Origin of the sequence: Micromonospora sp. NPDC005299, from assembly GCF_042872345.1 — a bacterium.
Classification (GTDB): domain Bacteria; phylum Actinomycetota; class Actinomycetes; order Mycobacteriales; family Micromonosporaceae; genus Micromonospora.
In genome coordinates, this window is the sequence record NZ_JBIAKG010000005.1 from 306,082 (window position 1) to 331,107 (window position 25,026).

Consider the following 25,026-nt stretch of genomic DNA (forward strand, 5'->3'; position numbering starts at 1 on the left):
CCGCTCCCCGGCGTGTTCTCACCCCCCCCACACCCTAATTGTGGCGGGGCCGGGGGGGGGCCCCCCCCCCCCCGCGGGGGGGGGGGGGGGGCCGGGCCCCCCCCCGCCGCAACCACACCGCGCAGCGTCCCATCGACCAGGAAAGGGCCCGGTGGCATGACAGGTAGCCATCCAGTGCTGACAATGACCGGGATCAGCAAGTCCTTCCCCGGCGTACTGGCGCTCGACGGCGTGGACTTCCGCCTCCTCCCCGGCGAGGTGCACGCCCTGATGGGCGAGAACGGCGCCGGCAAGTCGACCCTGATCAAGGTGCTGACCGGCGTCTACAGCACCGACCACGGCACCGTCACGCTCGGCGGCGAGCAGGTGTCCTTCACCGGCCCGATGCAGGCCACCGCCGCCGGCGTGAGCACCGTCTACCAGGAGGTCAATCTCTGCACCAACCTTTCGGTGGCGGAGAACATCTTCATCGGCCGCGAACCACGCCGGCTCGGCGCGGTGCGGTGGGCGGAGATGCGCCGCCGGGCCCGCGCCCTCCTCGCCCGGCTCGACCTCGACATCGACGTCAACGCGCAGCTCGGCAGCTACTCGCTGGCCGTGCAGCAGATGGTGGCGATCGCCCGCGCCATCGACATCAAGGCGCGGGTGCTGGTCCTCGACGAGCCCACCTCCAGCCTCGACGCGGGCGAGGTCGCACAGCTGTTCCGGGTCATGCGGCAGCTGCGCCAGGACGGTCTCGCGATCCTGTTCGTCACCCACTTCCTGGACCAGGTCTACGACATCGCCGACCGGATCACCGTGCTGCGCAACGGCCAGCTCGTCGGCGAGTACCCGACGAGCCAACTTCCCCAGCTCGGCCTCGTGGAGAAGATGATCGGCAAGGAACTGCGCGTGCTGGAGCGACTGGACGAGCAGTCGCGACACGACACCGCACCGGCGGAGAGCGCACCGCTGCTGGACGTACGCGAGCTGGGACGCCGCTCGGCGGTCGCACGGTTCGACCTCACCATCCACGAGGGGGAGGTGGTCGGCCTCGCCGGCCTGCTCGGCTCGGGCCGTACCGAGGTCGCCCGGCTGCTGTTCGGCGCCGACCGTGCCGACCACGGCAGCGTCCGGGTGCACGGTACACCCACGTCGCTGCGTACCCCGGTGGCCGCCATCGGCCACGGCATCGGCTTCTGTTCGGAGAACCGGCGAGCCGAGGGCATCGTCGCCGAGCTGTCGGTGCGGGAGAACATCATCCTGGCCCTGCAGGCCGCCCGGGGCTGGCTCCGGCCCGTTCCCCGCCGCAGGCAGGACGAGCTGGTCGAACGGTACGTACGGGCCCTGAGCATCCGCCCGGCGGACCCCGACATCCCGGTGGGCAACCTCTCCGGCGGCAACCAGCAGAAAGTCCTGCTCGCGCGCTGGCTCATCACGGAGCCGCGCCTGCTGATCCTCGACGAGCCGACCCGAGGCATCGACATCGGCGCCAAGACCGAGATCCAGCGGCTGGTCGCTCAGCTCTCCGACGGCGGCATGGCGGTGCTGTTCGTCTCCGCCGAGCTGGAGGAGGTGCTCCGCCTCAGCCACACGATCGCCGTGATGCGCGACCGGAAGATGGTCGCGCACCTCACCAACGACCAGAGCGTCGACGCCGACCGGATCATGCAGACCATCGCCGCCGGCGCGGGGCACGAGGGGGTGCCGTCATGAGCAACCGAACGGCCGGCTACCGGGCGCTGACGACACACCGGCTCTTCTGGCCGGTCGTCGTCCTCGTCGGCATGCTGGCCGCCAACACCGTCTACCGCCCCGGCTTCCTGTCGGTGCAGATGCGCGACGGTCACCTGTACGGCAGCCTGATCGACATCCTCCGGCTGAGCGCGCCGCTGATCCTGGTCGCGCTCGGCATGACGCTGGTGATCGCCACCGGCGGCATCGACCTCTCGGTCGGCTCACTCTGCGCGATCAGCGGCGCCATCGCCTGCCTCTACATCAGCCGGCAGCCCGACCAGAACAGCCTCGGTGGGGTGCTGACCGCGCTGGCCCTGGGGCTGGGGGTGGCCCTGGTGCTCGGCGCCTGGAACGGCGTGCTGGTCGCGGTCATCGGCATCCAGCCGATCATCGCCACCCTCATCCTCATGGTCGCCGGCAGGGGCCTCGCCCAGCTGATCACCGAGGGGCAGATCCTGACCGTCAACTCGGACCCGTACAAGGCGATCGGCGTCGGTCACCTGCTGACCCTGCCGCTGGCCATCTTCCTCGCCCTCGCCGCGGCTCTCCTGGTCGCCGCGGTGACCCGGCGGACCGCCCTCGGTCTGATCATCGAGTCGGTCGGGGGCAACGCCCAGGCCAGCCGCCTGGCCGGCATCCGATCCGCGCGGATCACGTTCCTCGTCTACGTGATCAGCGCGGCCTGCGCCGCGCTCGCCGGCTTCATGATGACGGCCAACGTGTCCAGCGCCGACGGCAACGCGGCGGGCCTCTGGGTCGAGCTGGACGCGATCCTCGCCGTGGTCATCGGCGGCACCTCCCTCGCCGGCGGCCGGTTCTCCCTCGGCGGCACCATCCTCGGGGCGCTGCTCATCCAGACCCTCACCACCACGGTGTACGCCATGAACATCTCGCCCCAGACCTCCCTGCTGTTCAAGGCGGTCGTGGTCATCGCGGTCTGCCTCATCCAGGCGCCGGGCTTCCGCGCCCGCTTCACCCGACGCCGAGCCCCCGGGGCCCGGCCGGCCCCCGTCACCGAACAGCCGAAGGCGCAGGTGCCGGCATGACGACCCTCTCCCTGCTGGCCGCGCGCACCCGGTCGCGGCTTCCCCGGCGGCACGTCCCGGTCCTGGCCACCCTCGTCCTGCTGCTGGTCCTGTACGGCGTCGGCGTCTCCCAGTACCGCGCGTTCTCGAACATCCAGGTCGTCTTCAACGTCTTCATCGACAACGGCTTCCTGCTGGTCGTCGCCGTCGGGATGACCTTCGTGATCCTCACCGGTGGAATCGACCTCTCCGTCGGCTCGGTCGTCGCGATGACCGCGATGGTGTCGGCGTTCCTGCTGAGGGAGGGGCTGCCGGCGGCGCTGGTGCTGCTCGTCGCGCTGCTCATCGGGCCGACGCTCGGCTTCCTCATGGGCTGCGTGATCCACTTCTTTGACATCCAGCCGTTCATCGTCACCCTTGCCGGGATGTTCTTCGCCCGCGGCATGTGCACCTTCATCAGCGGCTCGTCCATCCCGATCACCGACGGGTTCTGGACCAGGATGTCCCAGCAACGCATCGGCAACCCCGGTGGCAACTTCGTCTCGATCAGCGTGCTCATCGCCTTCGCCGTGGTCGCCGTCGCCGCGTACACGCTGGCCTACACCCGGCTGGGCCGCAACGTGTACGCCATCGGCGGCAACTCGCAGTCGGCGCTGCTGATGGGGCTGCCGGTGGGGCGGACCCGGATCGCCGTCTACACCATCAGTGGCCTCTGCGCGGCGATCGGCGGGATCCTGCTGTCCTTCTACACGCTCTCCGGCGCCCCGCTGATCGGCGTCGGCATGGAACTCGACGTCATCGCCGCCGTCGTCATCGGCGGAACGGTGCTGACCGGCGGCTCCGGCTACGTCTTCGGCACCGTGCTCGGGGTGCTGGTCCTCGGGGTCATCCAGACACTGATCACCTTCGACGGCGGCCTCAACTCGTGGTGGACCAAGATCGTGATCGGCGGCCTGCTCTTCGCGTTCATCCTGCTCCAACGTCTGATCGGGATCCGCTACAAGTGACCGACCATCTCGCGGAAGGCAACCCCATGGCATCGCACGCTGAGCCTGAGATCTGGTTCCTGACCGGCAGTCAGGCCATGTACGGCGAGGACACCCTTCGCCAGGTGGCCGACCAGTCGCGGCAGATCGCGGCGGCGCTCGACGGCTCGCCGCACATCCCCGCCCGGATCGTCTGGAAACCGGTCCTGACCACCAGCGGCGACATCCTGCGGGTCTGCCGGGACGCCGCCGTGCACGGGGCCGTCGGCGTGATCGCCTGGATGCACACCTTCTCACCGGCGAAGATGTGGATCGCCGGCCTGGACGCGCTGCGGACGCCGCTGCTGCACCTGCACACCCAGGCCAACGTCCTGCTTCCCTGGGACGAGATCGACATGGACTTCATGAACCTCAACCAGGCGGCGCACGGCGACCGCGAGTTCGGGTTCATCCAGACCCGCCTCGGGGTGGCCCGCAAGACCGTCGCCGGGCACGTCAGCGACCGGCGCGTGGTGTCCCGGGTGGGTGCCTGGGCACGGGCGGCGATCGGCTGGTCGGCCATGCGGTCGCTGCGGCTGGCCCGCTTCGGCGACAACATGCGCGACGTGGCGGTGACCGAGGGCGACAAGGTGGAGGCGGAGCTGCGCTTCGGTGTCTCCGTGAACACCTACGGCGTCAACGACCTCGTCCAGGTGGTCGGCGAGGTCACCGACGCGCGGGTGGACGACCTGGTCAAGGAGTACGACGACAGCTACCGAATGGTGCCCGAGCTGCGCCCCGGCGGTGACCGCCACCAGTCCCTGCGCTATGCCGCCCGGCTGGAGCTCGGCCTGCGTGCCTTCCTCGAAGCCGGCGGGTTCCGTGCCTTCACCACCAACTTCGAGGACCTCGGCGGGCTGCGCCAGTTGCCCGGCATCGCCGTGCAGCGCCTGATGGCCGACGGCTACGGCTTCGGCGGTGAGGGTGACTGGAAGACGTCCGTCCTCGTGCACACCCTCAAGGCGATGGCGGTCGGGGTCGACGGCGGCACCTCGTTCATGGAGGACTACACCTACGACCTCACCCCGGGCCGGGAGCTGGTCCTCGGCGCACACATGCTCGAGGTGTGCCCGAGCATCGCCGCGGACATCCCCTCCGTCGAGATCCACCCGCTGAGCATCGGTGGGCGGGAGGACCCGGTCCGGCTGGTCTTCGACGCCGCGCCCGGTCCCGCGGTCGTGCTGGGCCTCGCCGACATGGGGGAGCGGTTCCGGCTCGTCGCCAACGAGGTCGACGTGGTGGCGCCGCCACATCCGCTGCGCCGGCTGCCGGTCGCCCGGGCCGTCTGGCGCCCCCGCCCGCACCTGGCCGGCTCCGCCGAGGCGTGGATCACCGCCGGGGCCCCGCACCACACCGTGCTGTCGCGGGCGGTGGGGGTGGAGGAGCTGCACGACCTGGCCGAGATGAGCCGCACCGAGCTGGTCGTCATCGACGCCGACACGGACCCGCGTCGCTTCGCCGAGGAGATCCGCTGGAATCAGGCCTACTACCGGCTCGCCCGAGGGCTCTGAACCGGCGGGCGGCCGCCTCTGCCGGTGGAGCCCGGCTGGCGGTGACCGCCGGCCGGGCTCAGGGGCGGCTGCGACGGGGTCAGCAGGTGGAGTTGGTCTGGGTGAGCAGGCCGAGCCGCCAGGGCAGGCTGTTGTAGTCGCCGCCGGCGTTGGGGTCCAGGCCCTGGTAGAGGTAGCGCAGGTGGCAGGGGTCGACGGCGAGGGTCTGGTCGTGGCCGCTGCGGATCATCTCGCCGTGGCTGATGTCCCGGGTCCAGGCGCCACCGGGGAAGGTGACGTTGGTGGCCCGGGCGAACGGGTTGCTCTCGGTGTCGGCGAGGGCGGTCCACGGTCCGACGACGGCCGGGGCGGTCCAGGAGCGGAAGTACCGGCGGCCGTCACTGCCGATCGCCTCGACGAGCAGCAGGTACCGGTCGCCGACCCGGTAGACGTTGGAGGCTTCGAACAGCCGGTTGCGGTCGCTGTCCTGCATGGCGATGACCGTGTTGGTCATGCCGTTGGGGAAGTTCGCCAGCGTCGTCTGGGACCGGTACAGGTGCCCGTTGTCGTCCGAGGAGAACAGGTAGCAGTTGGTGCTGTCGCAGATCACCCACATGTCGACCCAGTAGCCGTTGCCGATGTTCTGCTGGATGATCGCCGGCATCGACGGGTAGAAGTTCTTCGGTGCGCTCCACCCGGCCGGGTTGCTGATGTCCGGGTTGGTGGAGTATGACGCGTTGCCGGTCTGGTAGACGAGGTACCACAGCCTCTGCGATGCGAAGTAGAACACCTGCGGCGCGGCGCGGTACCCGGCGCCGACCGGGGTCTGGTCGAGGTAGGTGAACGGCGCCGTACCGGCCTGGGACCAGTCGGTGAAGCTGGTGTAGACCAGGTTGTAGCCGGAGGACTTCGCGGTGCTGGCGAAGACGTGGTAGCGGCCGTTGTAGTACACGACGGAGGGATCCTTGATCCCGGCGATGCCGCGGCCGTCGTTCTTCGGCCCGATGAGCGCGCCGCTGGAACTCCACCGGAAGCTGCTCGGCAGGCTTCCTGTCGGCGGGGGAGAACTGGGCGGGGGAGAACTGGGCGGCGGCGTGGTGGTGGGCGGCGGGGTGGCGGTGCCACCCGTGCAGGTGGTGCCGTTGAGCGTGAAGCTGGTCGGCGCGGGGTTGCTCCCCGTCCACGAGCCGTTGAAGCCGAACGACACGCCGGCGTTGCTCCCGATGCTCGCGTTGTAACTGACGTTCGATGCCCGCACCTGGCTGCCGCTTTGCGTGATGGTGGCGTTCCAGTACTGGGTGACCTGCTGGCCGGCGCCCCAGGTCCAGCTGAGCGTCCAGCCGTTGACCGGGTCGCCGAGGTTGGTGACGGCGACGTTGGCGCCGAAGCCGCCCTGCCACTGCGAGGACACCTGGTAGGTGACCGCGCAACCGGCGGTGGCCGCCTCGGCGGGCAGCGTCACGGCTGCGGCAGCGGCGACCAGGCCCGTGGTGGCCGCGAGGGCTGCCGCTCTGGCTTTGCGAGTGGTCCGCATCGAGGATCCTTCCTGGTGGGGTGAGGGCCCGGACGGAGAGACGGCAGACGTTGAGGAGAACGTGTGCGCGGGGATGCCAGCGGTGAGCCGCTCCACCGTGGTCGCCGCTCGCCGGCTTGGCCGGCGGGCGAGCGGCGACGTTCACGGCGTTCATGACCTGGCGGCGTACGACGGCTCCGGGGGTTGTCACCCGTCGACCCGGATGTGCCCGGTGCCCTGCGACGGTCGGTGATCCCGAGTGGCCGGAGATGCCTTCGGCTCCTGGAGCCGGAACATAGCAGGTTATCGATAACATCCTCAAGCTTCAGGCGACCCCGTCAGGAAGCGTCCGTTGTGGAAGCGAGGAGTGAACGGGAGGCGGGCGCCCGCCTCAAGAATCAGTGCTGTTATCGCTCACAACGCTCGGACGGCCTTATCCTGGTCACCCGCCAGCCAGGAGAGAACCTTCTCGTGCAGGAGGCCGTTGGTGACCACGGCGGTTCCGCGCGTGGCGTCAACGCGGCCGTGCACGTCGGTGAAGATGCCGCCGGCCTCCTGGACGATGACCTGACTCGCGGCCAGGTCCCAGACATGCCCGGTGGGATCGAGGGCAACGTCCATCTTCCCCTCTGCGACCGCCATCTGTGCCAGGAAACCGCCAGATCCGAACGTCCACCGCACTTCCGACACCAGCTCGACCAGTGGACTCAGCAGGCCACGGCGATTCCACACCTCCAGTTCCGCGAAGCTCAGGTGCGCCTCGGAAAGCTCACCCACCGCGGACACCCGGATCCGATGACCATCGGCGAAAGCACCGCCACCGCGGGAAGCCCACCACCTACGCCTCAACGAGGGAGCACTGGCCACACCGACCACCGGTTGGCCATCCTCGAGGAGCGCGATCAACGTGCCGTAGTACGACAGGCCACGAGCGAAGTTGTTGGTGTGGTCGATGGGGTCGATGACCCAGCAGCGGCCCTCGCTGACCTGATCGCCGTGCAGTTCCTCCGCCGCGATCGCGTCGTGCGGCCGGCGCTCGGCCACCACAGCGGCGAGGGCTCGTTCCGTCTCCAGATCGGCTTGCGTCACCAAGCTGCGGTCCGGCTTGACGGTGACGACTGAGCCCGCGACGAAGTGCGCTGCCGTGATCCGGTCGGCCAGTTCAGCGAGTTCCAGTGCAAGGCTCAGGTCCTGCTCGTACCAGTTGGCCACCGTTGGAGGCTATCCGCCGCTCGACCGGTCGATCAGCGTGCGGTCAGGCTCGGCGAGAGGTGAGGGTGCTTTCGGCGTACGCCCAGAGCCGGTCGGCGGCGGCGACGTCCACCGCGTGCTCGGCCACCCCGGTCATCGGTTCCGGACCGCCGGGGACCACCTCCGACTCCTGGTTGTCCTCGAAGTAGCGGCCGGTGACCCCCTCGACCAGCGGCGACGCGGCCAGCAGCACGGTGGTGGCGGCGCCCTGGGCCGGGGTCTTGTAGTGGTCCGGCACCGTCACGGTGCCCGCCTCGTCGGTCGTCACCCCGAAGGAGCGCAGGGTGTCCGCGCCGAGGTGGCGTTGCAGGTTGGTGATGATGACGCCCGGGGCGAGGGCGTTCGCGGTGATCCCGTCGGCGGCCCACCGCCGGGCGATACCGACGGCCAGTAGGACGTCGGCGGCCTTGGACTGGCTGTACGCGGTCCACGGGTCGTACGGGCGGCGGGCGAAGTGGGGGTCGTCGAAGTCGACTCCGGCGCGGAGCTGGGCGCCCGAGCTGACCACGACGACCCGCGCGGAGCCGGCGGATCGGAGGTTGTCGTGCAGGCCCCGGGCGAGCGCGAAGTGGCCGAGGTAGTTGGTGGCCAGCTGAAGTTCCCAGCCTTCCGGGGTCAGCTGGCGGTGCGGTACCGCCATGATTCCGGCGTTCGCGACCAACGCGTGCAACGGTCCGGTCCAGCCGGCGACGAAGGTGTCGACGGAGTCGAGGTCGGCGAGGTCGAGCGCGGCTGCCCGAACCGTGCCCGGGCCGGGTCCGGCGAACTCGGCAACCAGGTCGTCCGCGCGGGCGGGGTCACGCGTCGCCACGGTGACCTCCGCGCCGGCGCGGGCGAGGGCGCGAACCGTCTCCAGGCCGATGCCGGAGGCGCCGCCGGTGACGATCATGCGGCGTCCGGTGAGGTCGACGCCCTCGATGACGTCCTCGGCGGTGGCGCGGGCGGTGAATCGCGTGGTCAGGCGTGTGCTCTGTGTCATGACGGCAACGCTACGACCGACGGGTCTGGACGGCCTATAGTTTGCCGTCCGGGAAAGTTTAGCGAGCGTCCGAAGGGGGTGTGCGTGGACCCGTTGGAGGACGTTCTCTCGCTGATCGAGGCGACGAGTCACCTTTCCGCCAGCATGTCCGCCGGAGGAGCCTGGGCCGTCCGGTTCGAGCCGCCCGCCGGCATGAAGTTCAACGTCGTACGCCGGGGTGCCTGCTGGCTTCGGGTGGACGGGGTGCCGGATCCCCTCCGGCTCGGAGAGGGCGACTGCTTCCTGCTGACCCGGCCGGTCGCGTTCACCCTGGCAAGTGACCTGAGCCTGCCGACCGAGCCGGCGGGGCCCCTGTTCACCGCGGCCGTCGACGGCGTGGCCCGCGCCGGCGACGGCGACGAGGTGTTCCTCATCGGCGGCGCGTTCTCCTTCACCGACCGCGCCCAGGCCCTGCTGCTCGACGGCCTGCCGCCGGTCGTCCGGGTGGCGGCCGCGACGCCGGAGGCCGCGACCGTGCGACGGGCGGTCGACGAGATCGACGCGGAACTGCGGCAGGACGCGGCGGGGGCGAGACTGGTCGCCGAGCACCTGGCCGTCGTCATGCTGGTCCGGATCCTGCGCCTGTACCTCACGCGGGACGCCGATCACACCTCCGGCTGGCTGGCCGGCCTGACCGATCCCACCGTGGCGACCGTCCTGCGACGGATGCACGCCCGGCCCGCCCACCCCTGGACAGTCGCCGAGTTGGCCCGCAGCGCGGCGGTCTCCCGATCCACCCTGGCGGCCCGGTTCAAGCAGGTGGTCGGTCAGGGCCCCCTGGAGTACCTCACCGCATGGCGCGTCGAACGTGCCGCCGACCGGATCCGCCGCGGCGACGACACCATCGCCACCATCGCCCGCGACGTGGGGTACGGCTCCGAGAGCGCCTTCAGCGTCGCCTTCAAACGCACCATCGGTCTCTCGCCGCGCGCCTATCGCGCGGCCGCCGCACGGGCGGAGTAGGAGCGCGGCTCAGTCCACGAGCACACCGGGGTTGAGGATCCCGTGCGGATCGAGCGCGGCCTTCGCGGCGCGCAGGGCCAGGGCGAACGGTTCGGGGCGCTGCCGGTCGTACCCGAGGCGGTGGTCGCGGCCGACGGCGTGGTGGTGGGTGATGGTGGCGTGATGGCGGTGGAGGACTTCGGTCGCGACGTCCTTGAGGTGGTCCCAGACCGCGACCTCGTCGCCGGGGCGGCCTCCGGCCAGCACGGTGAAGTAGGGCGCCGCTCCATCGGGATAGACGTGGGTGAGGCGGCAGTTGACGGCGGCCGGATGGCCGGTGGCCTCGCGCGCTGCGGCGCCGACCTCCTCGCGGACGGCGTCGATCAAAGTAGGAAGCCGTTTCCAGGTGGCAGCCGTCTCGAAGGTCTCGACGACCGCTCCCATCCGGGCGAGCCCGTCGCGCAGGTACGGCATCCGGAGAAACGCCGAGCGCCAGGCGCCGACCGCCTCGTCGCCCCGACCGCCGGAGCCGGAGGAGGGCGTGCCGCCGTGGGCGCGCGCCAGGTCCAGCGCCTGGGCGAGAGCACCGTCCACCGGTACGGCGGCCGACTCGAAGCCGAGGACGAGGAGGGAGGAGCCGTCCCGGGCGGCGCCGGACAGGGCGGCCTCGCCGGGGTCGAGCAGGCGGCAGTTCGCGGGGGAGAGGCCGGACTGGGCGATCGCCCGGACCCCGCGCAGCGCGGCGGCGAAGTCGGCGAAACGGACCGACGCGGAAGCCTTGTGGTGGGGGCGGTCCTGCAGGCGCATCCACGCCTCGGTGATGACGCCGAGGGTGCCCTCGGAGCCGAGGAACAGCCGGTCGGGAGACGGTCCGGCGCCGGAGGCGGGCACCTGCCACGACGTGCCGGCGCCTGCCGGGGTGACCAACCGCAGGGACTGGACGAAATCGTCGATGTGCGTGTGGACGGTGGCGTAGTGACCGCCTGCCCGGGTGGCGAGCCAGCCGCCGAGGGTGGAGAACTCGAAACTCTGCGGGAAGTGCCGCAGCGTCAAGCCGTGCGGCCTGAGCTGGTTCTCCAGCGCCGGGCCGAGGACGCCGGCCTGGATGCGGGCGGCCCGGCTGTCGGTGTCGACCTCCAGCACCCGGTCCATCGCGGTCAGGTCGAGGGACACCACCGCCCGGTGCGCGTCGCCGCGGTACTCCACGCCGCCGGTCACCGAGGAGCCCCCGCCGTAGGGAATCACGGCCACGCCGCGGTCGCCGGCCCAGTCCAGGAGGTCGGCCACGTCCTGGTCCTTCGCCGGCCAGGCGACCAGATCGGGCATCCGCGCGGGACGGCCGCGCAGGGCGCGGACGACATCCCGGTACGCCTTGCCCATGGCGTGCGCGGCGCGCGCCTCGGGGTCGGCGGTGACCAGATGCGCCAGGCTCCGCGGTGGCTCGACGGCGGGCCGGGCGATCCGCAGGTCGGCGACCTGAGGAACGGGCAGCGGGCGCGGGAGCGTACCGGGGAGGAGTGCTCCCAGCGCCGCGCATTCGGCGTCGTCGGGGTGTTCGTCCGCCCAGCCCCAGCCCCACCAGGAGCGGGCGCGGGCAGTGCGGCGGGCGGTCGCAGCATCGGCCATGGCCATCACGGTATCCATCGAACACCGGGATTGCCGGTTGGTGATCGACCGCGGAGCGCGGCCGTCGTCGGTGAGTCGGCGGCGGTCGTTGATCGCCCGTCGGGGTGCTGACGATTACGATGACGTCATGGCCGAGACCCTCGCGTTGCCGTTGACGTTGGAGCAGCGTGGTCCGGCTGGAGCGTTCGTGTTGTCCGACGAGCAGGTGTCCGTCGTGGGGGAGGGGCGCAAGACGTTCCCCGTGCGCGTGAGTGTCAACGGGGTGACGCTCCCGCTGCGGCTGGCCCGGATGGGTGGGGAGAACCTGATCGGCTTGTCACGTGCGGCGCGGGCACAAGCCGGGGTGAGCATCGGGTCGACGTACGAGGTCGCCATCGCCCTCGACGCGGAGGCCCGTAGCGTCGAGGTGCCCGAGGACCTGGCCGCCGCTCTCGCCGGTGACGCCCAGGCGCAGACGGCGTTCGGGGCGCTGGCCCCCTCGCATCGCAAGGAGTTCGTCCGCTGGGTCACCGAGGCCAAGCGGGAGGCCACCCGGGCGCAGCGCGTCACGAAGACCATCGAGATGCTCCGCGCCGGCCGGCACCGGTGAGCACGCGACACCGCCCTCGTTGCGGTCGGGCGGGACCGGTCGACCGACCCGCCCCGCCCGACCGCTGCGCCTAGCGGCGCGGCCGCTGCGGGACGCGCGGCAGGACGTACGGCGGTCCGCTGTAGATCAGGTCGGCCTTCATCAGGTGGTACGCCCGCTTGGGCTGGTAGTTCTCGTCGTAGATGGTGGCCAGGCCCTCCGGCGGGTCGGAGAACCAGCCGGGCACCCAGGAGTGCTTGTCGGTGAATCCCCAGACGGTGAAGGACAGGCAGTGCCGTTCGGCCAGGCAGGCCTGCAGCAGCACGCTGAAGTTCGCCGCCGAGGCCTGCAACCGCGGGTTGATCTCGTTCGAGTCGCCCGCCTGAACGCCCTCGGTGAGCTGGCTGCGCACGTCGACCTCGGTGAACGCCGTGGCCAGCCCCAACCCGGCGAACCTCCGCAGGGCCTCGGCGACCTGGAGGGTGTCGTAGTTGCCGTACTGGGTGCCGAGGTGGCCCTGGCTGCCGATGCCGTCGATCGGCACGCGCTGGGCCAGCAGGCCCTTGGTCATGTCGTACACGAACTGGGTCTTGTCGTTCGCCGGGTCGCGCGAGCCGAAGGCCTCGATGTTGTAGTCGTTGTAGAACAGCAGGGCGTGCGGGTCGGCCGCGCGGGCCCAGCGGAAGGCGTCGGCGATGTAGCCGGGACCGAGGTGCTGGGCCCAGAACCCCTTGTAGTGCAGGGTCGACGGGGTGTCCCAGGGGTCGCTGACCGCCTCGTTGACCACGTCCCACTGCCAGATCCGGCCCTTGAAGTGGGTGACCACCGCGGTGATGTGCCTGCGCAGGATGTCGCGCAGCTCGGCGTCGCTGATGGAGCCGTCGGCCACGCCGTCGGTCAGCCAGCCGGGCAGCTGGTTCTGCCAGACCAGCACGTGCCCGCGTACGCGCTGGTTGTTCTGCTTGGCGAAGGCGAGCAGCCGGTCGGCCGGCTCCCAGTTGTAGGTGCCGCGGGTCGGCTCCAGGCTCTCCCACTTCATCTCGTTCTCGGCGGTGACCGTGGAGAACTCCGAGGCCGCGAGCTGGCGGTACCGCGGGTCGGCGGGGTCGTTGAGGGCGGCCATGTCGACGGCCGTGCCGATGGCCAGGCCGTGGCGGAGCGCGAGGTTGCGCAGGCTCTGGTCGGTCGGGTCGTACGGGCGGCCCGCCGTGGCCGGCGCGCTGCTGAGAGTGGCGGCGGTGGCCACGGCGACCGCGCCGGCGGCTATCCATCGTCGCAGTTTCATGAGCTTCCTCCGGTGCGAAACGGGGGTCGACCGGGGCGTTGACCCGGAGGGCGCGGGGTGCGCGCAGGTGGCAGCGCCGGACGCCGATCAGAGGGACGGTGCGGGAAACGGTCGTTCGAGCGCGGTCGAGCCGATACTTCCGAGCAAATTCCCGATAACTGGGCCGGAACAATACGAGCGTCGATCCCCCTCGTCAACCACCGGAGGCCCGGCTCGGCCGGTCGGTGGACGGGGTCCCGGTAAGGGCGGACCAGGCGCGGCCGGGCCTTGACCCGGAACAGGGCAGGTCATAACGTGCCCTTCAAGCGATGGAAAAGTACCGGCATCCGACCGAAAGTCCCTGGGCTCCGAGCGGGCTGCCGGCCCGGGAAACTTCCCCTCCTACGCTCCAGCGATGACGAAAGGGCGACCGGTGGCCTCGGACGACTCCCGGAAAGTCACCATCGCGGCGATCGCGCGGCTCGCCGGCGTCTCGGTGCCCACGGTGTCGCGGGTTGTCAACGGCCGCTCCGACGTCGCCCCGCGGACCCGGGAACGGGTCGAGGAGCTGCTGACCCGGCACGGCTACCGCCGCCGCAGGCCGAGCATGCGGCCCAGCTCCGGTCTGATCGACCTGGTCTTCAACGACCTGGACAGCCCCTGGGCGGTCGAGATCATCCGCGGGGTCGAGGACGTCGCACACGCGGCCGGCATCGGCACCGTGGTCTCCGCGATCCACCGGCGCAGCTCGTCGGCCAGGCAGTGGCTGGACAACCTGCGCACCCGCTCCACCGAGGGGGTCATCTTCGTGACCTCCACCCTGGAGCCGCCGCTGCAGGCCGAGCTGCGCCGCCTCAACATCCCCGTCGTCATCGTGGACCCCGCCGGGGTGCCCCCGCAGGAGGCGCACACCATCGGCGCGACCAACTGGGTGGGCAGCCTGCGCGCGACCGAGTACCTGCTCGGTCTCGGCCACCGGCAGATCGGCTTCATCGCCGGGCCGCCGCAGCTGATGTGCAGCCGGGTGCGTCTCGACGGCTACCGGGCGGCGCTGGAGACCGCCGGCCTCAGCGTCAACGAGGAGCTGATCCACCCGGGCAACTTCTACCACGAGGCCGGGTTCGCCGCCGGTAACCAACTGCTGCGCCTGCCCGACCCGCCCACCGCGATCTTCGCCGCGAGTGATCAGATGGCCCTCGGGGTCTACGAGGCCGTCCGACGACGCGGCCTGCGGGTGCCCGACGACGTCAGCGTCGTCGGCTTCGACGACCTGCCGGAGGTCCGGTGGTGTTCCCCGCCGCTGACAACCGTCCGGCAGCCCCTCGCGAAGATGGGCCTGCTCGCCGCCCGCACGGTCCTGCGCCTGGCTCGGGGTGAGCGGATCGAGAGTCCACGGGTGGAACTGGCCACCCAGCTCGTCGTCCGCGACAGCGCAGCCCCGCTGGTCGCCTGACTCCCACCGACGGCCGATCCGGTGCGAGTGGCTGCGGGTGGACCTCGGGCCGCGGCATCACCGGTAGGGGCGGCACGAGGCCCGGATGACCAGCTCGGTGGGGAGCCGGATGTGTGTGTCACGCTCGACGCCGGCGATCAGGTCGATGAGCAGGCGCAATGCCTCGGCGCCCATGCGCTGCAGCGGTTGCATGATCGTCGTCAGCGGGGGGTTCACCAGCGCCGACTCCGGGACGTTGTCGAAGCCGATGACGGACAGGTCGTCGGGCACCGTGAGGCCCATGCCGCGGGCGACGTTCATCGTGGAGATCGCCGAAAGGTCGTTTCCCGCGAAGATCGCCGTCGGTCGGTCCGGGAGCGAGAGCAGTTCCGCGGCCGTACCAGCGGCGCTCTCGGTCCGGAACCCGCCGACGCGCACGATCCTCTCGTCCACCGCCACGTCGGCGTCGGCCATGGCCTTGCGGAAGCCCGCCTCGCGCAGGCGCGCCGACTCGAGGTCGGGGCGTCCGCTGATGTGCCCGATGCGGCGGTGGCCGAGCGACAGCAGGTAGTTGGTGGCGAGCACGGCGCCGGCGAAGTTGTCCGAGTCGACGGTGGGCAGACCGGATGGGCCGGTATGGGGGTCGACGGCCACGACATGGAAGCCGTGCTTGGTCTCGATCACGGTCGGCGTGACGATCACGGCGCCGTCGATGAGGGTTCCGGACAGACGGGCCAGCGAGCGCCGTTCCCAGCCTATGGCGGCACCCTCGCCGTCGCCGCTGGAGTAGGCCAACAGCTGGTATCCGCTGCCGGCGACCTCCCGGGACGCCCCCTTGAGCAGTTCGGTCGAGAACGGCTCGAACTCGGCGACCAGGATGCCCAGCACATTCGTGCGGTGACTGCGCAGGCTCTGCGCCCCCAGGCTGGCCTCGTAGCCGAGCTCGTGGATGACCTGCTGGACGCGCTCCACGGTCGCCTGGGCCACGCCGTACCGCCCATTGACAACCTTCGATACGGTTGCCACCGAGACGCCGGCGGTACGTGCCACATCCGACATCTTGACGCGCTCCGGGAACACCACCCGACGATGATAGAGCCGCTGCGCGGATCCGGTCAGCAGCGGCTCGAAAACGTTATCGATACCGATTGACACCCCCTTTCACGGCTGTAAAACTCCCCGCAGGCCGAGTACCGCGACAGCCTGACGGAGGAGACATCGATGGCGACGAAGCGCCGTGCAGGTGCCGCCCTGGCACTGCTCATGGCAAGCGTTCTCGTCGTCGCTGGTTGCAACAGCGGCGGCGACGACGAGGCGTCCAGCGAAAGTGAGCTGTACAAGAACCCGGTGACCCTGACCTGGTGGCACAACGCGCCCCAGGACGGGCCGGGCAAGACCTACTGGGAGAAGGTCGCCAAGGACTTCTCCGCGCTCCACCCGACCGTCAAGATCGAGATCGAGGCGATCGAGACCAACCAGCTGCAGCGGACCCGGATCCCCGCCGCGCTGCTGAGCAACGACCCGCCGGACGTCTTCATGTCGTGGGGTGGCGGCGAGCTGCGTGAGCAGGTGGAGGCCGACTACCTCAAGGACATCACCGATCAGGTCAAGACGGAGGTTGCCAACATCGGCAGCGCGGCCGAGATCTGGCAGGTGAACGGCAAGCAGTACGGCCTGCCGTTCCGGATGGGCATCGAGGGCATCTGGTACAACAAGGACATGTTCGCCCAGGCGGGCATCAGCGCTCCGCCGACCACGTTCGAAGAGCTCAACGCGGCGGTCACGAAGCTCAAGGCCATCAACGTCACCCCGATCGCCGTCGGCGCCGGTGACAAGTGGCCCGCCGCGCACTGGTGGTACAACTTCGCGCTGCGCGACTGCTCGGTCGACACCCTGAAGAAGGCGTCCACCGACAAGGTCTTCGACGATCCGTGCTTCGTGAAGGCCGGCCAGGACCTGAAGGCCTTCATCGACACCAAGCCGTTCCAGAACAACTTCATCGCCACGCCGGGCCAGAACGACCCGACCAGCGCAAACGGCCTGCTCGCCAACGGCAAGGCCGCGATGGAGCTGATGGGCGACTGGAACCGGGGCACGCTGGACAACGTCGCCACGGACAAGGCCAAGCTCGCCAAGTTCCTCGGCTGGTTCCCCGTGCCGGCGATCTCCGGTTCCGCCGGTGACCCGAAGGCCGCGCTCGGCGGCGGCGACGGGTTCGCCTGCGCCAAGAACGCCCCGGCCGAGTGCGTCGAGTTCCTCAAGTACATCGCGAGCCCCGACGTGCAGAAGGGCTACGCCGAGACCGGCACCGGGCTCCCCGTCGTCAAGGGCGCGGAGGCCGGCGTCCAGGACCCCGCGCTGAAGTCCATCCTGCAGGCCACGTCCGAGGCGAGCTACGTCCAGCTCTGGCTGGACACGGCCTACGGCAGCACCGTCGGCACCGCGATGAACGACGGGATCGTCGGCATCTTCGCGGGCAACGGGACGCCTGAGAAGGTCGTCTCGGGGATGAAGGCAGCCGCAAGCAAGTGACCTCCACCGACCAGACCCGGTTCCCCGCCGGCGGCGCTTCCGCGCCGCTGGCGGGTCACCGGCCCGCCGGAAGCTCGTCCTCCCGCCGGGCCGAGACCCGCCGTAAGTGGTACGAGATCGTCGGGCTCACCACGCCGGCGCTCGTCGTCTACGTGATGTTCGTGCTGGTGCCGATGGGCTTCGCGGTCTACTACAGCCTGTTCCGGTGGCGTGGGGTCGGACCCCCCACCGAGTACGTCGGCTTCAGGAACTACACGCTCGCCTTCCAGGACCCGATCTTCCTCGACGCGCTGCGCAACAACGCCATCATCGTCGTCGGGTCGCTGCTGATCCAGGGCCCCGTCGCCCTGGGCATCGCCCTGCTGCTCAACCGTCGCTTCCGCGGGCGCTCCGTGTTCCGCCTGCTGGTGTTCGTGCCCTACGTGCTCGCCGAGGTCACCGTCGGCATCATGTGGAAGCTGATCCTGACCGACGGCGGCACGGTCGACGCGCTGATGCGGTCACTCGGACTGGGCAGCCTGGTGCAGGCGTGGCTCGCCGACCTCGACATCGTCATCTGGACGATGCTGTTCGTCCTCACCTGGAAGTACGTGGGCTTCGCCATCATCCTCCTGCTCGCCGGCCTGTCGAACGTGCCGCACGAGCTGACCGAGGCCGCGGCGATCGACGGCGCGAGCTGGTGGCAGACCCAGCGCCATGTCACGCTCCCGCTGCTCGGCCCGACGATCCGGATCTGGATGTTCCTGTCGATGATCGGTTCGCTGCAGGTCTTCGACGTGATCTGGGTGACCTCGGTGCCCGCGGTCCGGTCGCTCGGGGCGTCGGGCACCATGGCGACGTACATGGTGGACAACGGCTTCTTCGCCCGGCTGTGGGGCTACGGCAACGCGGTGGCCGTGATCCTTTTCGTCATCTCGTTCGTCGCGGCGCTGCTGTTCCAACGCTTCATCCTCCGTCGGGACATCGAGGGCGCCATCACCAGAAGGGCGAACTGACGTGGCTGCGAACCCCGTTCCTTCCCCGTCCGCCGCGCGCCGGCCGATGTCGTGGGGCACGCCGCTCACGTACGCGCTGGCGCTCGCCGTCGCGGCCGTGTCGATCGCCCCGATCCTCTACGTGATCGTCGGCGGTTTCCGCACCACCCCGCAGATCGTCGCCGACCCGGCCGGCCTGCCCGACCCGTGGGTCTTCGACAACTACACCCGGGTGCTGACGCAGGGCAGGTTCTGGCAGCAGGCGTTCAACAGCGGGGTGATCGCTCTCGGTACCACCCTCGGCGTCGTGGTGCTCGGCATGGCCGCCGCGTTCGTGCTCGCCCGGTACGCCTTCCGGGGGCGTGAGGCGCTCTACACGTTCTTCACCCTCGGCCTGCTCTTCCCGGCCGGGGCGGCGATCCTGCCGCTCTACCTCATGCTGCGGGACCTGGACCTGATCAACTCCTACTACGCGGTGATCCTTCCGCAGGTCGCCTTCCAGTTGCCGCTGACGATCGTGATCCTGCGGCCCTTCCTGTCCGCCATCCCCCGCGAGTTGGAGGACGCGGCGGCGATCGACGGCGCAAGTCGGCTCGGCTTCCTCTGGCGCATCGCGCTGCCGCTGTCGCGGCCCGCGCTCGTCACCGTCGGCGTCCTCGCGTTCGTGGCCAGTTGGAACGCGTTCCTCCTGCCGCTGCTCGTCCTCGGCGATGTCAGCCTGCACACCCTGCCGCTGGGGGTGCAGAACTTCTCGAGCCAGTTCTCCACCGACACCGCCGGCGTACTCGCCTTCACGTCGCTGGCGATGCTGCCGGCACTGTTCTTCTTCACGCTCGCGGAGAAGCAGATCGTCGGTGGCCTGCAGGGCGCGGTCAAGGGCTGAGCGACAGCGGTACCAGCACAACCAGAGGAAAGGCACAGCATGACTGAGGTCCACGCGGTGGTGGGCGGGCCGGCGCCGGCCCAGGCAGCTCCCGACCACGATCGGCCGCACGGGTACGCCGGCGAGGCGCGCGTACGTGAGCTGCTCGGCCGGATGACGATCGAGGAGAAGATCGCGCAGCTCGTCGGCTTCTGGGAGAAGGAGGACGGCGAGGCGGTCGCACCCCTGCAGGGCGAGTTCGGCGACGCCGTCAAGCTTGAGGACTTCGCCCGGCACGGACTCGGCCACCTCACCCGGGCCTACGGCACCCGTCCGGTCGACGCCGCAGCCCGCGCGGCCTGGCTGTGGCAATTCCAGCGGGACCTGGTGACGGGCACCAGGTTGGGGATACCGGCGATCGTCCACGAGGAGTGCCTGACCGGGCTCTCGGCGTGGAAGGCGGCCACCTTCCCCACCCCGCTGGGCTGGGGCGCCGCGTTCGATCCCGAGCTCGTCACCGAGATGGCCGCGGCGATCGGGGCCTCGATGCGGGCGCTGGGCATCCACCAGGGTCTCGCCCCGGTGCTCGACGTGATCCGGGACCCGCGCTGGGGCCGGGTCGACGAGTGCATCGCCGAGGACCCCTACCTGGTCGGCACCATCGGCACGTCCTACGTGCGCGGTCTCCAGTCGCAGGGCGTGCACGCCACGCTGAAGCACTTCGCGGGCTATTCCGCGTCGCGCGCCGGGCGCAACTTCGCCCCGGTGCACGCCGGCCCTCGGGAGCTCGCCGACGTGCTGTTCCTCCCGTTCGAGATGGCGATTCTCGACGGGAACGCCCGCAGCATCATGCACTCCTACACCGAGATCGACGGCGTGCCCGTGGCCGCCGATCCGACGATGCTCACCGGCGTGCTGCGGGACAGGTGGGGCTTCGACGGCACGGTGGTGTCCGACTACTACGGCGTCGCCTTCCTGAATCTGCTGCACCACGTCGCGGCCGACCACGCGGAGGCGGCCGTGCAGGCGCTGACCGCGGGTGTCGACATCGAGCTCCCGACGGGCGACGCCTATCTGGCCCTGCGGGACAGGGTGCGGGCCGGCAAGCTCGACGAAGCGCTCATCGACCGGGCGGTGCTGCGGGTTCTGCGCGAGAAGCTGGAACTCGGGCTGCTCGACGCCACGTTCACGGACGAGCCGCCCCGGGCGGTCGACCTCGACTCACCGGAGCACCGGTCGATCGCCCGCCGCCTCGCCGAGGAGTCGGTCGTCCTGGTCGCCAACCGGGGCGTCCTTCCGCTGCCCGCGGGCCGGCGCATGGCGGTCATCGGTCCGAACGCGGACCGGCAGGCCGCGCTCTTCGGGTGCTACTCCTTCCTCAACCACGTGCTCGTCCAGCATCCCGGCGTGGAGACCGGCATCGAGGTGTCGACCGCCCTCGACGCGATGCGCGTCGAGTTCGGCGCCGATCTCGTCACCTGGGCGAGTGGCTGCGACGTGGACACCGACGACCGGTCCGGTTTCGCGGAGGCCGTCGCCACGGCATCTGCCGCGGAGGTCGCCGTACTGGTCGTCGGTGACCACGCCGGCCTCTTCGGGCGCGGCACGGTCGGCGAAGGCTGCGACCGGGAGGACCTGGAGCTGCCCGGAGTTCAGCGCGAGCTCGTGGAGGCCGTGCTGGCCACGGGCACGCCGGTCGTCCTCGTGCTGCTCACGGGCCGACCGTACGCGGTCGGCTGGGCGCTGTCGCGCTGCGCGGCGGTGGTGCAGGCGTTCTTCCCCGGTGAGGAGGGGGCCGGAGCGATCGCGGGCGTGCTCTCCGGGCGGGTCAACCCGTCGGGCAGGCTGCCGGTCAGCCTGCCCGGCTCGGCGGGGGCGCAGCCGTACTCCTACCTGCACCCCACGCTCGGCGAGGGCAGCGAGGTGACCAACCTGCCGGCGACGCCCGCGGCGGCGTTCGGCCACGGCCTGTCCTACACGACGTTCGCGCACACCGGCCTCAGCGCACCGGCGACGGCACCGACCGACGGTGCGCTGCAGGTGACGGTGTGCGTGACCAACACCGGCGCGGTGGCCGGCGACGACGTGGTCCAGCTCTACGGCCGCGACCTGGTGGCCTCGGTGACCCGGCCGGTGGCGCAGCTGCTCGGCTACCGGCGGGTCCACCTGGACCCGGGCCAGTCGGTCACCGTCGAGCTGACGGTCCCCACCACTCGCCTGGCCTTCTCCGACCGCACGCTCACCCGGGTCGTGGAGCCCGGCGAGGTCGAACTCTGGGTCGGCACGAGCGCTCGGCGGGACACGGAGGCGCTGACCACCCTGGTCGGTGACACCGTGCCGGTCACCACCGACTCGCCGCGCTGGACGACGTCCGAGATCAGGTGAGGCCGGTCCGCCGGGCGTCCCCGTGGACGCCCGGCGGACCAGCACACGCTCAGTGGAGGGGCCGTCCTCGGTCCGGCACCCCTGACTTGCGTAAGAAGTAGGGCCACGTCTACCCGTTCAACCCCGCACCCGACGAGCTGAGAGGCGGCCGTGTACACCGACCTGCCCGAGGCGGAGCTGCGTGCCCACCGCAGCGACCTGCGCGAGCCGCCGGATTTCGACGCGTTCTGGGCCGACACCCTGGCCGAGGCCCGGTCCTGCGGCGACCCGGTCGAGGTGACGGCGGTGGCCACCCCGCTGGTCGGGCTGGAGGTCTTCGACGTGACCTTCCCGGGCTTCGCCGGGCAGCCGGTGAAGGCGTGGCTGCGGGTGCCGCGGGACGCGCCGGGGCCGCTGCCGGCGATCGTGCAGTACGTCGGCTACGGCGGCGGGCGCGGCCACCCGCTGGAGAACCTGCTCTGGGCCGCCGCCGGCTTCGCCCACCTCCAGATGGACACCCGCGGCCAGGGGTCCGGGTGGAGCCGGGGCGACACCCCGGACATCGCCGGGGCCGGCCCGCAGGCGCCCGGGATGACCACCCGGGGCGTCGAGGACCCGCGCCGGTACTACTTACCGCCGCTTCCTCACCGACGCCGTCCGGGCCGTCGACACGGCACGCCGCCTGCCGGCCGTCGACGCCGCCCGGGTCGCGGTGCTCGGCCACAGCCAGGGCGGTGGTGCCGCGCTCGCCGCCGCCGCCCTGGTGCCGGACCTGCGTGCGGCGGTGGCGTACGTGCCGTTCCTCTGCGACATGCCGCGCGCCGTGACCATCACCGACGCCGCGCCCTACCGGGAGATCCGGGACTACCTGGCGGTGCACCGGGACCGGGAGGAGCAGGTGCTGCGCACCCTCGGCTACGTCGACGGGGTCGCCTTCGCCCGCCGGGCCACCGTGCCGGCCCGCTTCTCCGTGGCGCTGATGGACGAGATCGTGCCCCCGTCCACGGTCTTCGCCGCGGTCAACGCCTACCGGGGACCGGTCGAGCTGGCGGTGTGGCGGTACAACGGCCACGAGGCGGGCGGCATCGACGACGACGCGGCGGCGCCCGACTTCCTCCGTAGTGCCCTGGACGGCTGACCTTCCCGGAAGTTCCGGAATCGTCGCGAGCTCGGTGAGCCTCGCATTCGAGGCTCGGCCCGTCGTCCTCGAATCGCCATCGCCCGCCGATGCCTCTTGACCAGCGGTGATGCCCTCGGTCCGAGATCCCGCCTTGCGACGGGATCTCCGCAACCTTTCCGGAAGTTGTTGACAATGTGACGGCGCGCGGTCGATGCTTTCGCCATCGAAATCTATCCATCCCCGCCGATGCGGACCGCCCGCGACCTGCCCCTCCGCCGGCCGTCGAGAGAGGAAGCACGCACATGACCGACGCCCCCGTCCGCGCGAGGACCCCCAGACGCGGAGGCCTCCGAACGCTCATCGGCGGTGCCTGCGCCGCCGTCCTGGTCACCGCCGGCGCCACGGCCCTGCTGTCCAGCCCCGCGCAGGCCGAGACCGTGACGTCCAACTCGACCGGGACGAACAACGGCTACTTCTATTCCTTCTGGAAGGACAGTGGCAACGTCTCCATGAACATGGGTAGCGGTGGCCAGTACAGCACCCAGTGGAGCAACGTCAACAACTTCGTCGCCGGCAAGGGCTGGAATCCGGGCGCACGCCGGACGGTGACCTACTCCGGCACCTTCAGTCCGTCCGGCAACGCCTATCTGACCCTCTACGGGTGGACCAGAAACCCGCTCGTCGAGTACTACATCGTCGACAGTTGGGGCACCTACCGGCCTCCGGGCGGCCAGGGGTTCATGGGCACGGTCAGCAGCGACGGCGGCACGTACGACATCTACCGGACCCAGCGGGTGAACGCGCCCTCCATCGAGGGCACCAGGACCTTCTACCAGTACTGGAGCGTCCGGCAGTCGAAGCGGGTGGGCGGCATCATCCCCACCGGCAACCACTTCGACGCGTGGTCCCGGTACGGGATGAACCTGGGCACCCACGACTACCAGATTCTGGCCACGGAGGGCTACCAGAGCAGCGGCAGCTCCAACATCACGGTGGGCGGCGCCGCCCCCGGCCCCACCACCCCGCCGCCCGGTGGCGGCTGCACGGTCAGCGTCAGCCGCGGCGACGAGTGGAGCGACCGGTTCAACGTGAGCTTCTCGGTCAGCGGCAGCAGCAACTGGGTCGTCACCATCCGCACGAACGGCGGGCAGACCCTGCAGAACAGCTGGAACGCCTCGATCAGCGGCACCAGCGGCACCCTCACGGCCCGTCCCAATGGCAACGGCAACAACTTCGGCATCACGCTCTACAAGAACGGCACCAACACCACGCCCACCGCGAGCTGCGCGACCGGCTGACCTGGTCCGTGGGTGGGGTGCCGTCGGCGGGCCGCCACCCCACCCGCCTCCTCGGGACCAGGGCCAGCCCAACGATCACCGTCCCCCGTTTGGCGGGGGACCGGACGGGTAGCCCGCGCCATGGCAGCCGCGCCGGTCGCGCACCGCACCGTCGACGTGGACGGGATCCGGACGTTCTACCGGGAGGCCGGCGCGGCCGACGCTCCGGTCGTGCTCCTGCCGCACGGCTACCCGTCGTCGTCCCTCCAGTTTCGCCACCTGATGCCGGCGCTCGGCGACCGTTGGCGACTGCTCGCCCCCGATCTGCCCGGCTTCGGCTACACCCGAGCGGACGAGGGGCGATTCGCCTACACCTTCGACGCGTACGCCGACTTCCTGCGCCGGTTCGCCGAGGCCGTCGGCCTGCAGCGGTACGCCATCTACCTCCAGGACTACGGCTCGCAGTTCGGGCTGCGCCTGGCCATGAGCGCGCCGGAGCGGGTCGCCGCGCTGGTCATCCAGAACGGCGACATCTATCCCGACCAGCACGGCCCGAGGTACGCGCCCCTCAAGGAGATGTGGGCCGAGCCGTACCCGCAGGCACTGGCGACCGTGGCCCCCACCGTCTCGGAACGGGGATTCCGCGACGAGTTCGTGGGTGATCTGCCGGAGGAGATCGCCGACCGGGTCAGCCCCGACCTGTGGGTCCTGTCCTGGGCGCAGGTGGGCCGCCCGCCCGGCCCGCAGAACCTCGCCCGTCTGCTCGCCGACCAGCGCACCACCGTCGACTGGTTCCCGCGCCAGCAGGCGTACCTGCGCCGGCACCGCCCACCCGCGCTCATCCTCTGGGGGCCGCACGACGGCTACATGCCCGCCGGCGCGGCGCGGGCGTACCTCCGGGACCTCCCCGATGCGGAGCTGCACCTGCTCGACGGGGGTCACTGGCTGCTGGAGACCCACCTCGACGAGGTGGTGGCACTGATGCGCGACTTCCTAGGGCGCGTGCACCGCTGACGGTATCCGGCAT

At 70.7% G+C, this 25,026-nt stretch carries 19 protein-coding genes and 1 pseudogene; 14 read left to right on the forward strand and 6 right to left on the reverse strand.

Going from position 1 to position 25,026, the window contains the following annotated elements:
• The first annotated feature begins 156 nt into the window (after nucleotides 1–156).
• The 4 genes from ACFYPD_RS17265 to araA are packed head-to-tail and all read left to right on the forward strand — an operon-like array spanning nucleotide 157 to nucleotide 5,277.
• Entirely contained in the window at nucleotides 157–1,695 is a 1,539-nt protein-coding gene (locus tag ACFYPD_RS17265; RefSeq protein WP_387113937.1) for a sugar ABC transporter ATP-binding protein, read from the forward strand.
• The gene (locus ACFYPD_RS17270; protein WP_387113939.1) at nucleotides 1,692–2,762 is read left to right on the forward strand and encodes an ABC transporter permease; all 1,071 of its coding nucleotides are present in this window, start codon (nucleotides 1,692–1,694) and stop codon (nucleotides 2,760–2,762) included. Before ACFYPD_RS17265 ends, ACFYPD_RS17270 begins: the two co-directional genes overlap by 4 nt.
• Nucleotides 2,759–3,748 (forward strand): galactofuranose ABC transporter, permease protein YjfF, encoded by a 990-nt coding sequence (yjfF, locus tag ACFYPD_RS17275; RefSeq protein ID WP_387113941.1) that lies wholly within the window; start codon nucleotides 2,759–2,761, stop codon nucleotides 3,746–3,748. The genes ACFYPD_RS17270 and yjfF overlap by 4 nt, the downstream gene beginning before the upstream one ends.
• Nucleotides 3,749–3,774: 26 nt before the next feature.
• Nucleotides 3,775–5,277 carry an L-arabinose isomerase gene (gene araA / locus ACFYPD_RS17280; RefSeq protein WP_387113943.1) on the forward strand — a complete coding sequence of 501 codons (1,503 nt, stop codon included), beginning with the start codon at nucleotides 3,775–3,777 and terminating at the stop codon, nucleotides 5,275–5,277.
• 79 nt (nucleotides 5,278–5,356) lie between these two features.
• On the opposite strand, the gene ACFYPD_RS17285 is transcribed toward araA, so the two are convergent.
• The 3 genes from ACFYPD_RS17285 to ACFYPD_RS17295 form a co-directional block, all read right to left on the reverse strand.
• Nucleotides 5,357–6,790, reverse strand: coding sequence for a non-reducing end alpha-L-arabinofuranosidase family hydrolase (locus ACFYPD_RS17285; protein WP_387113945.1), 1,434 nt, complete (start codon nucleotides 6,788–6,790; stop codon nucleotides 5,357–5,359).
• 393 nt (nucleotides 6,791–7,183) lie between these two features.
• On the reverse strand, nucleotides 7,184–7,981 hold the full coding sequence (locus ACFYPD_RS17290; RefSeq protein WP_387113947.1) for an inositol monophosphatase family protein: 798 nt from the start codon (nucleotides 7,979–7,981) through the stop codon (nucleotides 7,184–7,186).
• A 43-nt stretch (nucleotides 7,982–8,024) separates the two neighbouring features.
• Entirely contained in the window at nucleotides 8,025–8,999 is a 975-nt protein-coding gene (locus ACFYPD_RS17295) for an SDR family NAD(P)-dependent oxidoreductase (RefSeq protein ID WP_387113949.1), read from the reverse strand.
• Between the two features lie 84 nt (nucleotides 9,000–9,083).
• Here ACFYPD_RS17295 and ACFYPD_RS17300 point away from each other — a divergent pair, with 84 nt between their 5' ends.
• A complete protein-coding gene (locus ACFYPD_RS17300) occupies nucleotides 9,084–10,001 on the forward strand; it encodes an AraC family transcriptional regulator (RefSeq protein WP_387113951.1) in 918 nt (305 codons plus the stop codon).
• Nucleotides 10,002–10,010: 9 nt separating this feature from the next.
• Here the strand turns inward: ACFYPD_RS17300 and ACFYPD_RS17305 are convergent, their stop codons facing one another.
• Nucleotides 10,011–11,606 (reverse strand): FAD-binding oxidoreductase, encoded by a 1,596-nt coding sequence (locus ACFYPD_RS17305; RefSeq protein ID WP_387113953.1) that lies wholly within the window; start codon nucleotides 11,604–11,606, stop codon nucleotides 10,011–10,013.
• Nucleotides 11,607–11,733: 127 nt separating this feature from the next.
• On the opposite strand from ACFYPD_RS17305, the gene ACFYPD_RS17310 reads away from it, so the two are divergent.
• Nucleotides 11,734–12,195, forward strand: coding sequence for a YdeI/OmpD-associated family protein (locus tag ACFYPD_RS17310; RefSeq protein WP_387113955.1), 462 nt, complete (start codon nucleotides 11,734–11,736; stop codon nucleotides 12,193–12,195).
• Nucleotides 12,196–12,265: 70 nt separating this feature from the next.
• On the opposite strand, the gene ACFYPD_RS17315 is transcribed toward ACFYPD_RS17310, so the two are convergent.
• Nucleotides 12,266–13,459: an endo-1,4-beta-xylanase gene (locus tag ACFYPD_RS17315; RefSeq protein ID WP_387113957.1), complete on the reverse strand. Its 1,194-nt coding sequence runs from the start codon at nucleotides 13,457–13,459 to the stop codon at nucleotides 12,266–12,268.
• A gap of 394 nt (nucleotides 13,460–13,853) precedes the next feature.
• On the opposite strand from ACFYPD_RS17315, the gene ACFYPD_RS17320 reads away from it, so the two are divergent.
• A complete protein-coding gene (locus tag ACFYPD_RS17320) occupies nucleotides 13,854–14,891 on the forward strand; it encodes a LacI family DNA-binding transcriptional regulator (RefSeq protein WP_387113959.1) in 1,038 nt (345 codons plus the stop codon).
• A gap of 57 nt (nucleotides 14,892–14,948) precedes the next feature.
• Here ACFYPD_RS17320 and ACFYPD_RS17325 read toward each other — a convergent pair whose 3' ends face one another.
• Nucleotides 14,949–16,025, reverse strand: coding sequence for a LacI family DNA-binding transcriptional regulator (locus ACFYPD_RS17325; RefSeq protein WP_387113961.1), 1,077 nt, complete (start codon nucleotides 16,023–16,025; stop codon nucleotides 14,949–14,951).
• Between the two features lie 66 nt (nucleotides 16,026–16,091).
• On the opposite strand from ACFYPD_RS17325, the gene ACFYPD_RS17330 reads away from it, so the two are divergent.
• The 7 genes and pseudogenes from ACFYPD_RS17330 to ACFYPD_RS17360 all read left to right on the forward strand — a co-directional run bounded on the left by ACFYPD_RS17330 (nucleotide 16,092) and on the right by ACFYPD_RS17360 (nucleotide 25,013).
• Nucleotides 16,092–17,402, forward strand: coding sequence for an extracellular solute-binding protein (locus tag ACFYPD_RS17330; protein WP_387113963.1), 1,311 nt, complete (start codon nucleotides 16,092–16,094; stop codon nucleotides 17,400–17,402).
• Complete coding sequence (locus ACFYPD_RS17335; protein ID WP_387113965.1) at nucleotides 17,399–18,397, forward strand: carbohydrate ABC transporter permease; 999 nt, start codon at nucleotides 17,399–17,401, stop codon at nucleotides 18,395–18,397. The genes ACFYPD_RS17330 and ACFYPD_RS17335 overlap by 4 nt, the downstream gene beginning before the upstream one ends.
• 46 nt (nucleotides 18,398–18,443) lie before the next feature.
• The gene (locus ACFYPD_RS17340; RefSeq protein WP_387114392.1) at nucleotides 18,444–19,259 is read left to right on the forward strand and encodes a carbohydrate ABC transporter permease; all 816 of its coding nucleotides are present in this window, start codon (nucleotides 18,444–18,446) and stop codon (nucleotides 19,257–19,259) included.
• A 39-nt stretch (nucleotides 19,260–19,298) separates the two neighbouring features.
• Entirely contained in the window at nucleotides 19,299–21,623 is a 2,325-nt protein-coding gene (locus tag ACFYPD_RS17345; protein ID WP_387113967.1) for a beta-glucosidase, read from the forward strand.
• A 150-nt stretch (nucleotides 21,624–21,773) separates the two neighbouring features.
• Nucleotides 21,774–22,740, forward strand: a pseudogene (locus ACFYPD_RS17350) (acetylxylan esterase).
• Nucleotides 22,741–23,024: 284 nt separating this feature from the next.
• Complete coding sequence (locus ACFYPD_RS17355; RefSeq protein ID WP_387113968.1) at nucleotides 23,025–24,020, forward strand: glycoside hydrolase family 11 protein; 996 nt, start codon at nucleotides 23,025–23,027, stop codon at nucleotides 24,018–24,020.
• A gap of 120 nt (nucleotides 24,021–24,140) precedes the next feature.
• Complete coding sequence (locus tag ACFYPD_RS17360; RefSeq protein ID WP_387113969.1) at nucleotides 24,141–25,013, forward strand: alpha/beta fold hydrolase; 873 nt, start codon at nucleotides 24,141–24,143, stop codon at nucleotides 25,011–25,013.
• Nucleotides 25,014–25,026 lie beyond the last annotated feature (13 nt).

Excerpts from the sequence above, each read along its gene's own strand:
- ACFYPD_RS17265 (WP_387113937.1), top strand. The coding sequence starts at position 157 with ATGACAGGTAGCCATCCAGTGCTGACAATGACCGGGATCAGCAAGTCC.
- ACFYPD_RS17270 (WP_387113939.1), top strand. The coding sequence starts at position 1,692 with ATGAGCAACCGAACGGCCGGCTACCGGGCGCTGACGACACACCGGCTC.
- yjfF (WP_387113941.1), top strand. The coding sequence starts at position 2,759 with ATGACGACCCTCTCCCTGCTGGCCGCGCGCACCCGGTCGCGGCTTCCC.
- araA (WP_387113943.1), top strand. The coding sequence starts at position 3,775 with ATGGCATCGCACGCTGAGCCTGAGATCTGGTTCCTGACCGGCAGTCAG.
- ACFYPD_RS17285 (WP_387113945.1), bottom strand. The coding sequence starts at position 6,790 with ATGCGGACCACTCGCAAAGCCAGAGCGGCAGCCCTCGCGGCCACCACG.
- ACFYPD_RS17295 (WP_387113949.1), bottom strand. The coding sequence starts at position 8,999 with ATGACACAGAGCACACGCCTGACCACGCGATTCACCGCCCGCGCCACC.
- ACFYPD_RS17305 (WP_387113953.1), bottom strand. The coding sequence starts at position 11,606 with ATGGCCGATGCTGCGACCGCCCGCCGCACTGCCCGCGCCCGCTCCTGG.
- ACFYPD_RS17310 (WP_387113955.1), top strand. The coding sequence starts at position 11,734 with ATGGCCGAGACCCTCGCGTTGCCGTTGACGTTGGAGCAGCGTGGTCCG.
- ACFYPD_RS17315 (WP_387113957.1), bottom strand. The coding sequence starts at position 13,459 with ATGAAACTGCGACGATGGATAGCCGCCGGCGCGGTCGCCGTGGCCACC.
- ACFYPD_RS17320 (WP_387113959.1), top strand. The coding sequence starts at position 13,854 with ATGACGAAAGGGCGACCGGTGGCCTCGGACGACTCCCGGAAAGTCACC.
- ACFYPD_RS17330 (WP_387113963.1), top strand. The coding sequence starts at position 16,092 with ATGGCGACGAAGCGCCGTGCAGGTGCCGCCCTGGCACTGCTCATGGCA.
- ACFYPD_RS17340 (WP_387114392.1), top strand. The coding sequence starts at position 18,444 with ATGTCGTGGGGCACGCCGCTCACGTACGCGCTGGCGCTCGCCGTCGCG.
- ACFYPD_RS17345 (WP_387113967.1), top strand. The coding sequence starts at position 19,299 with ATGACTGAGGTCCACGCGGTGGTGGGCGGGCCGGCGCCGGCCCAGGCA.
- ACFYPD_RS17355 (WP_387113968.1), top strand. The coding sequence starts at position 23,025 with ATGACCGACGCCCCCGTCCGCGCGAGGACCCCCAGACGCGGAGGCCTC.
- ACFYPD_RS17360 (WP_387113969.1), top strand. The coding sequence starts at position 24,141 with ATGGCAGCCGCGCCGGTCGCGCACCGCACCGTCGACGTGGACGGGATC.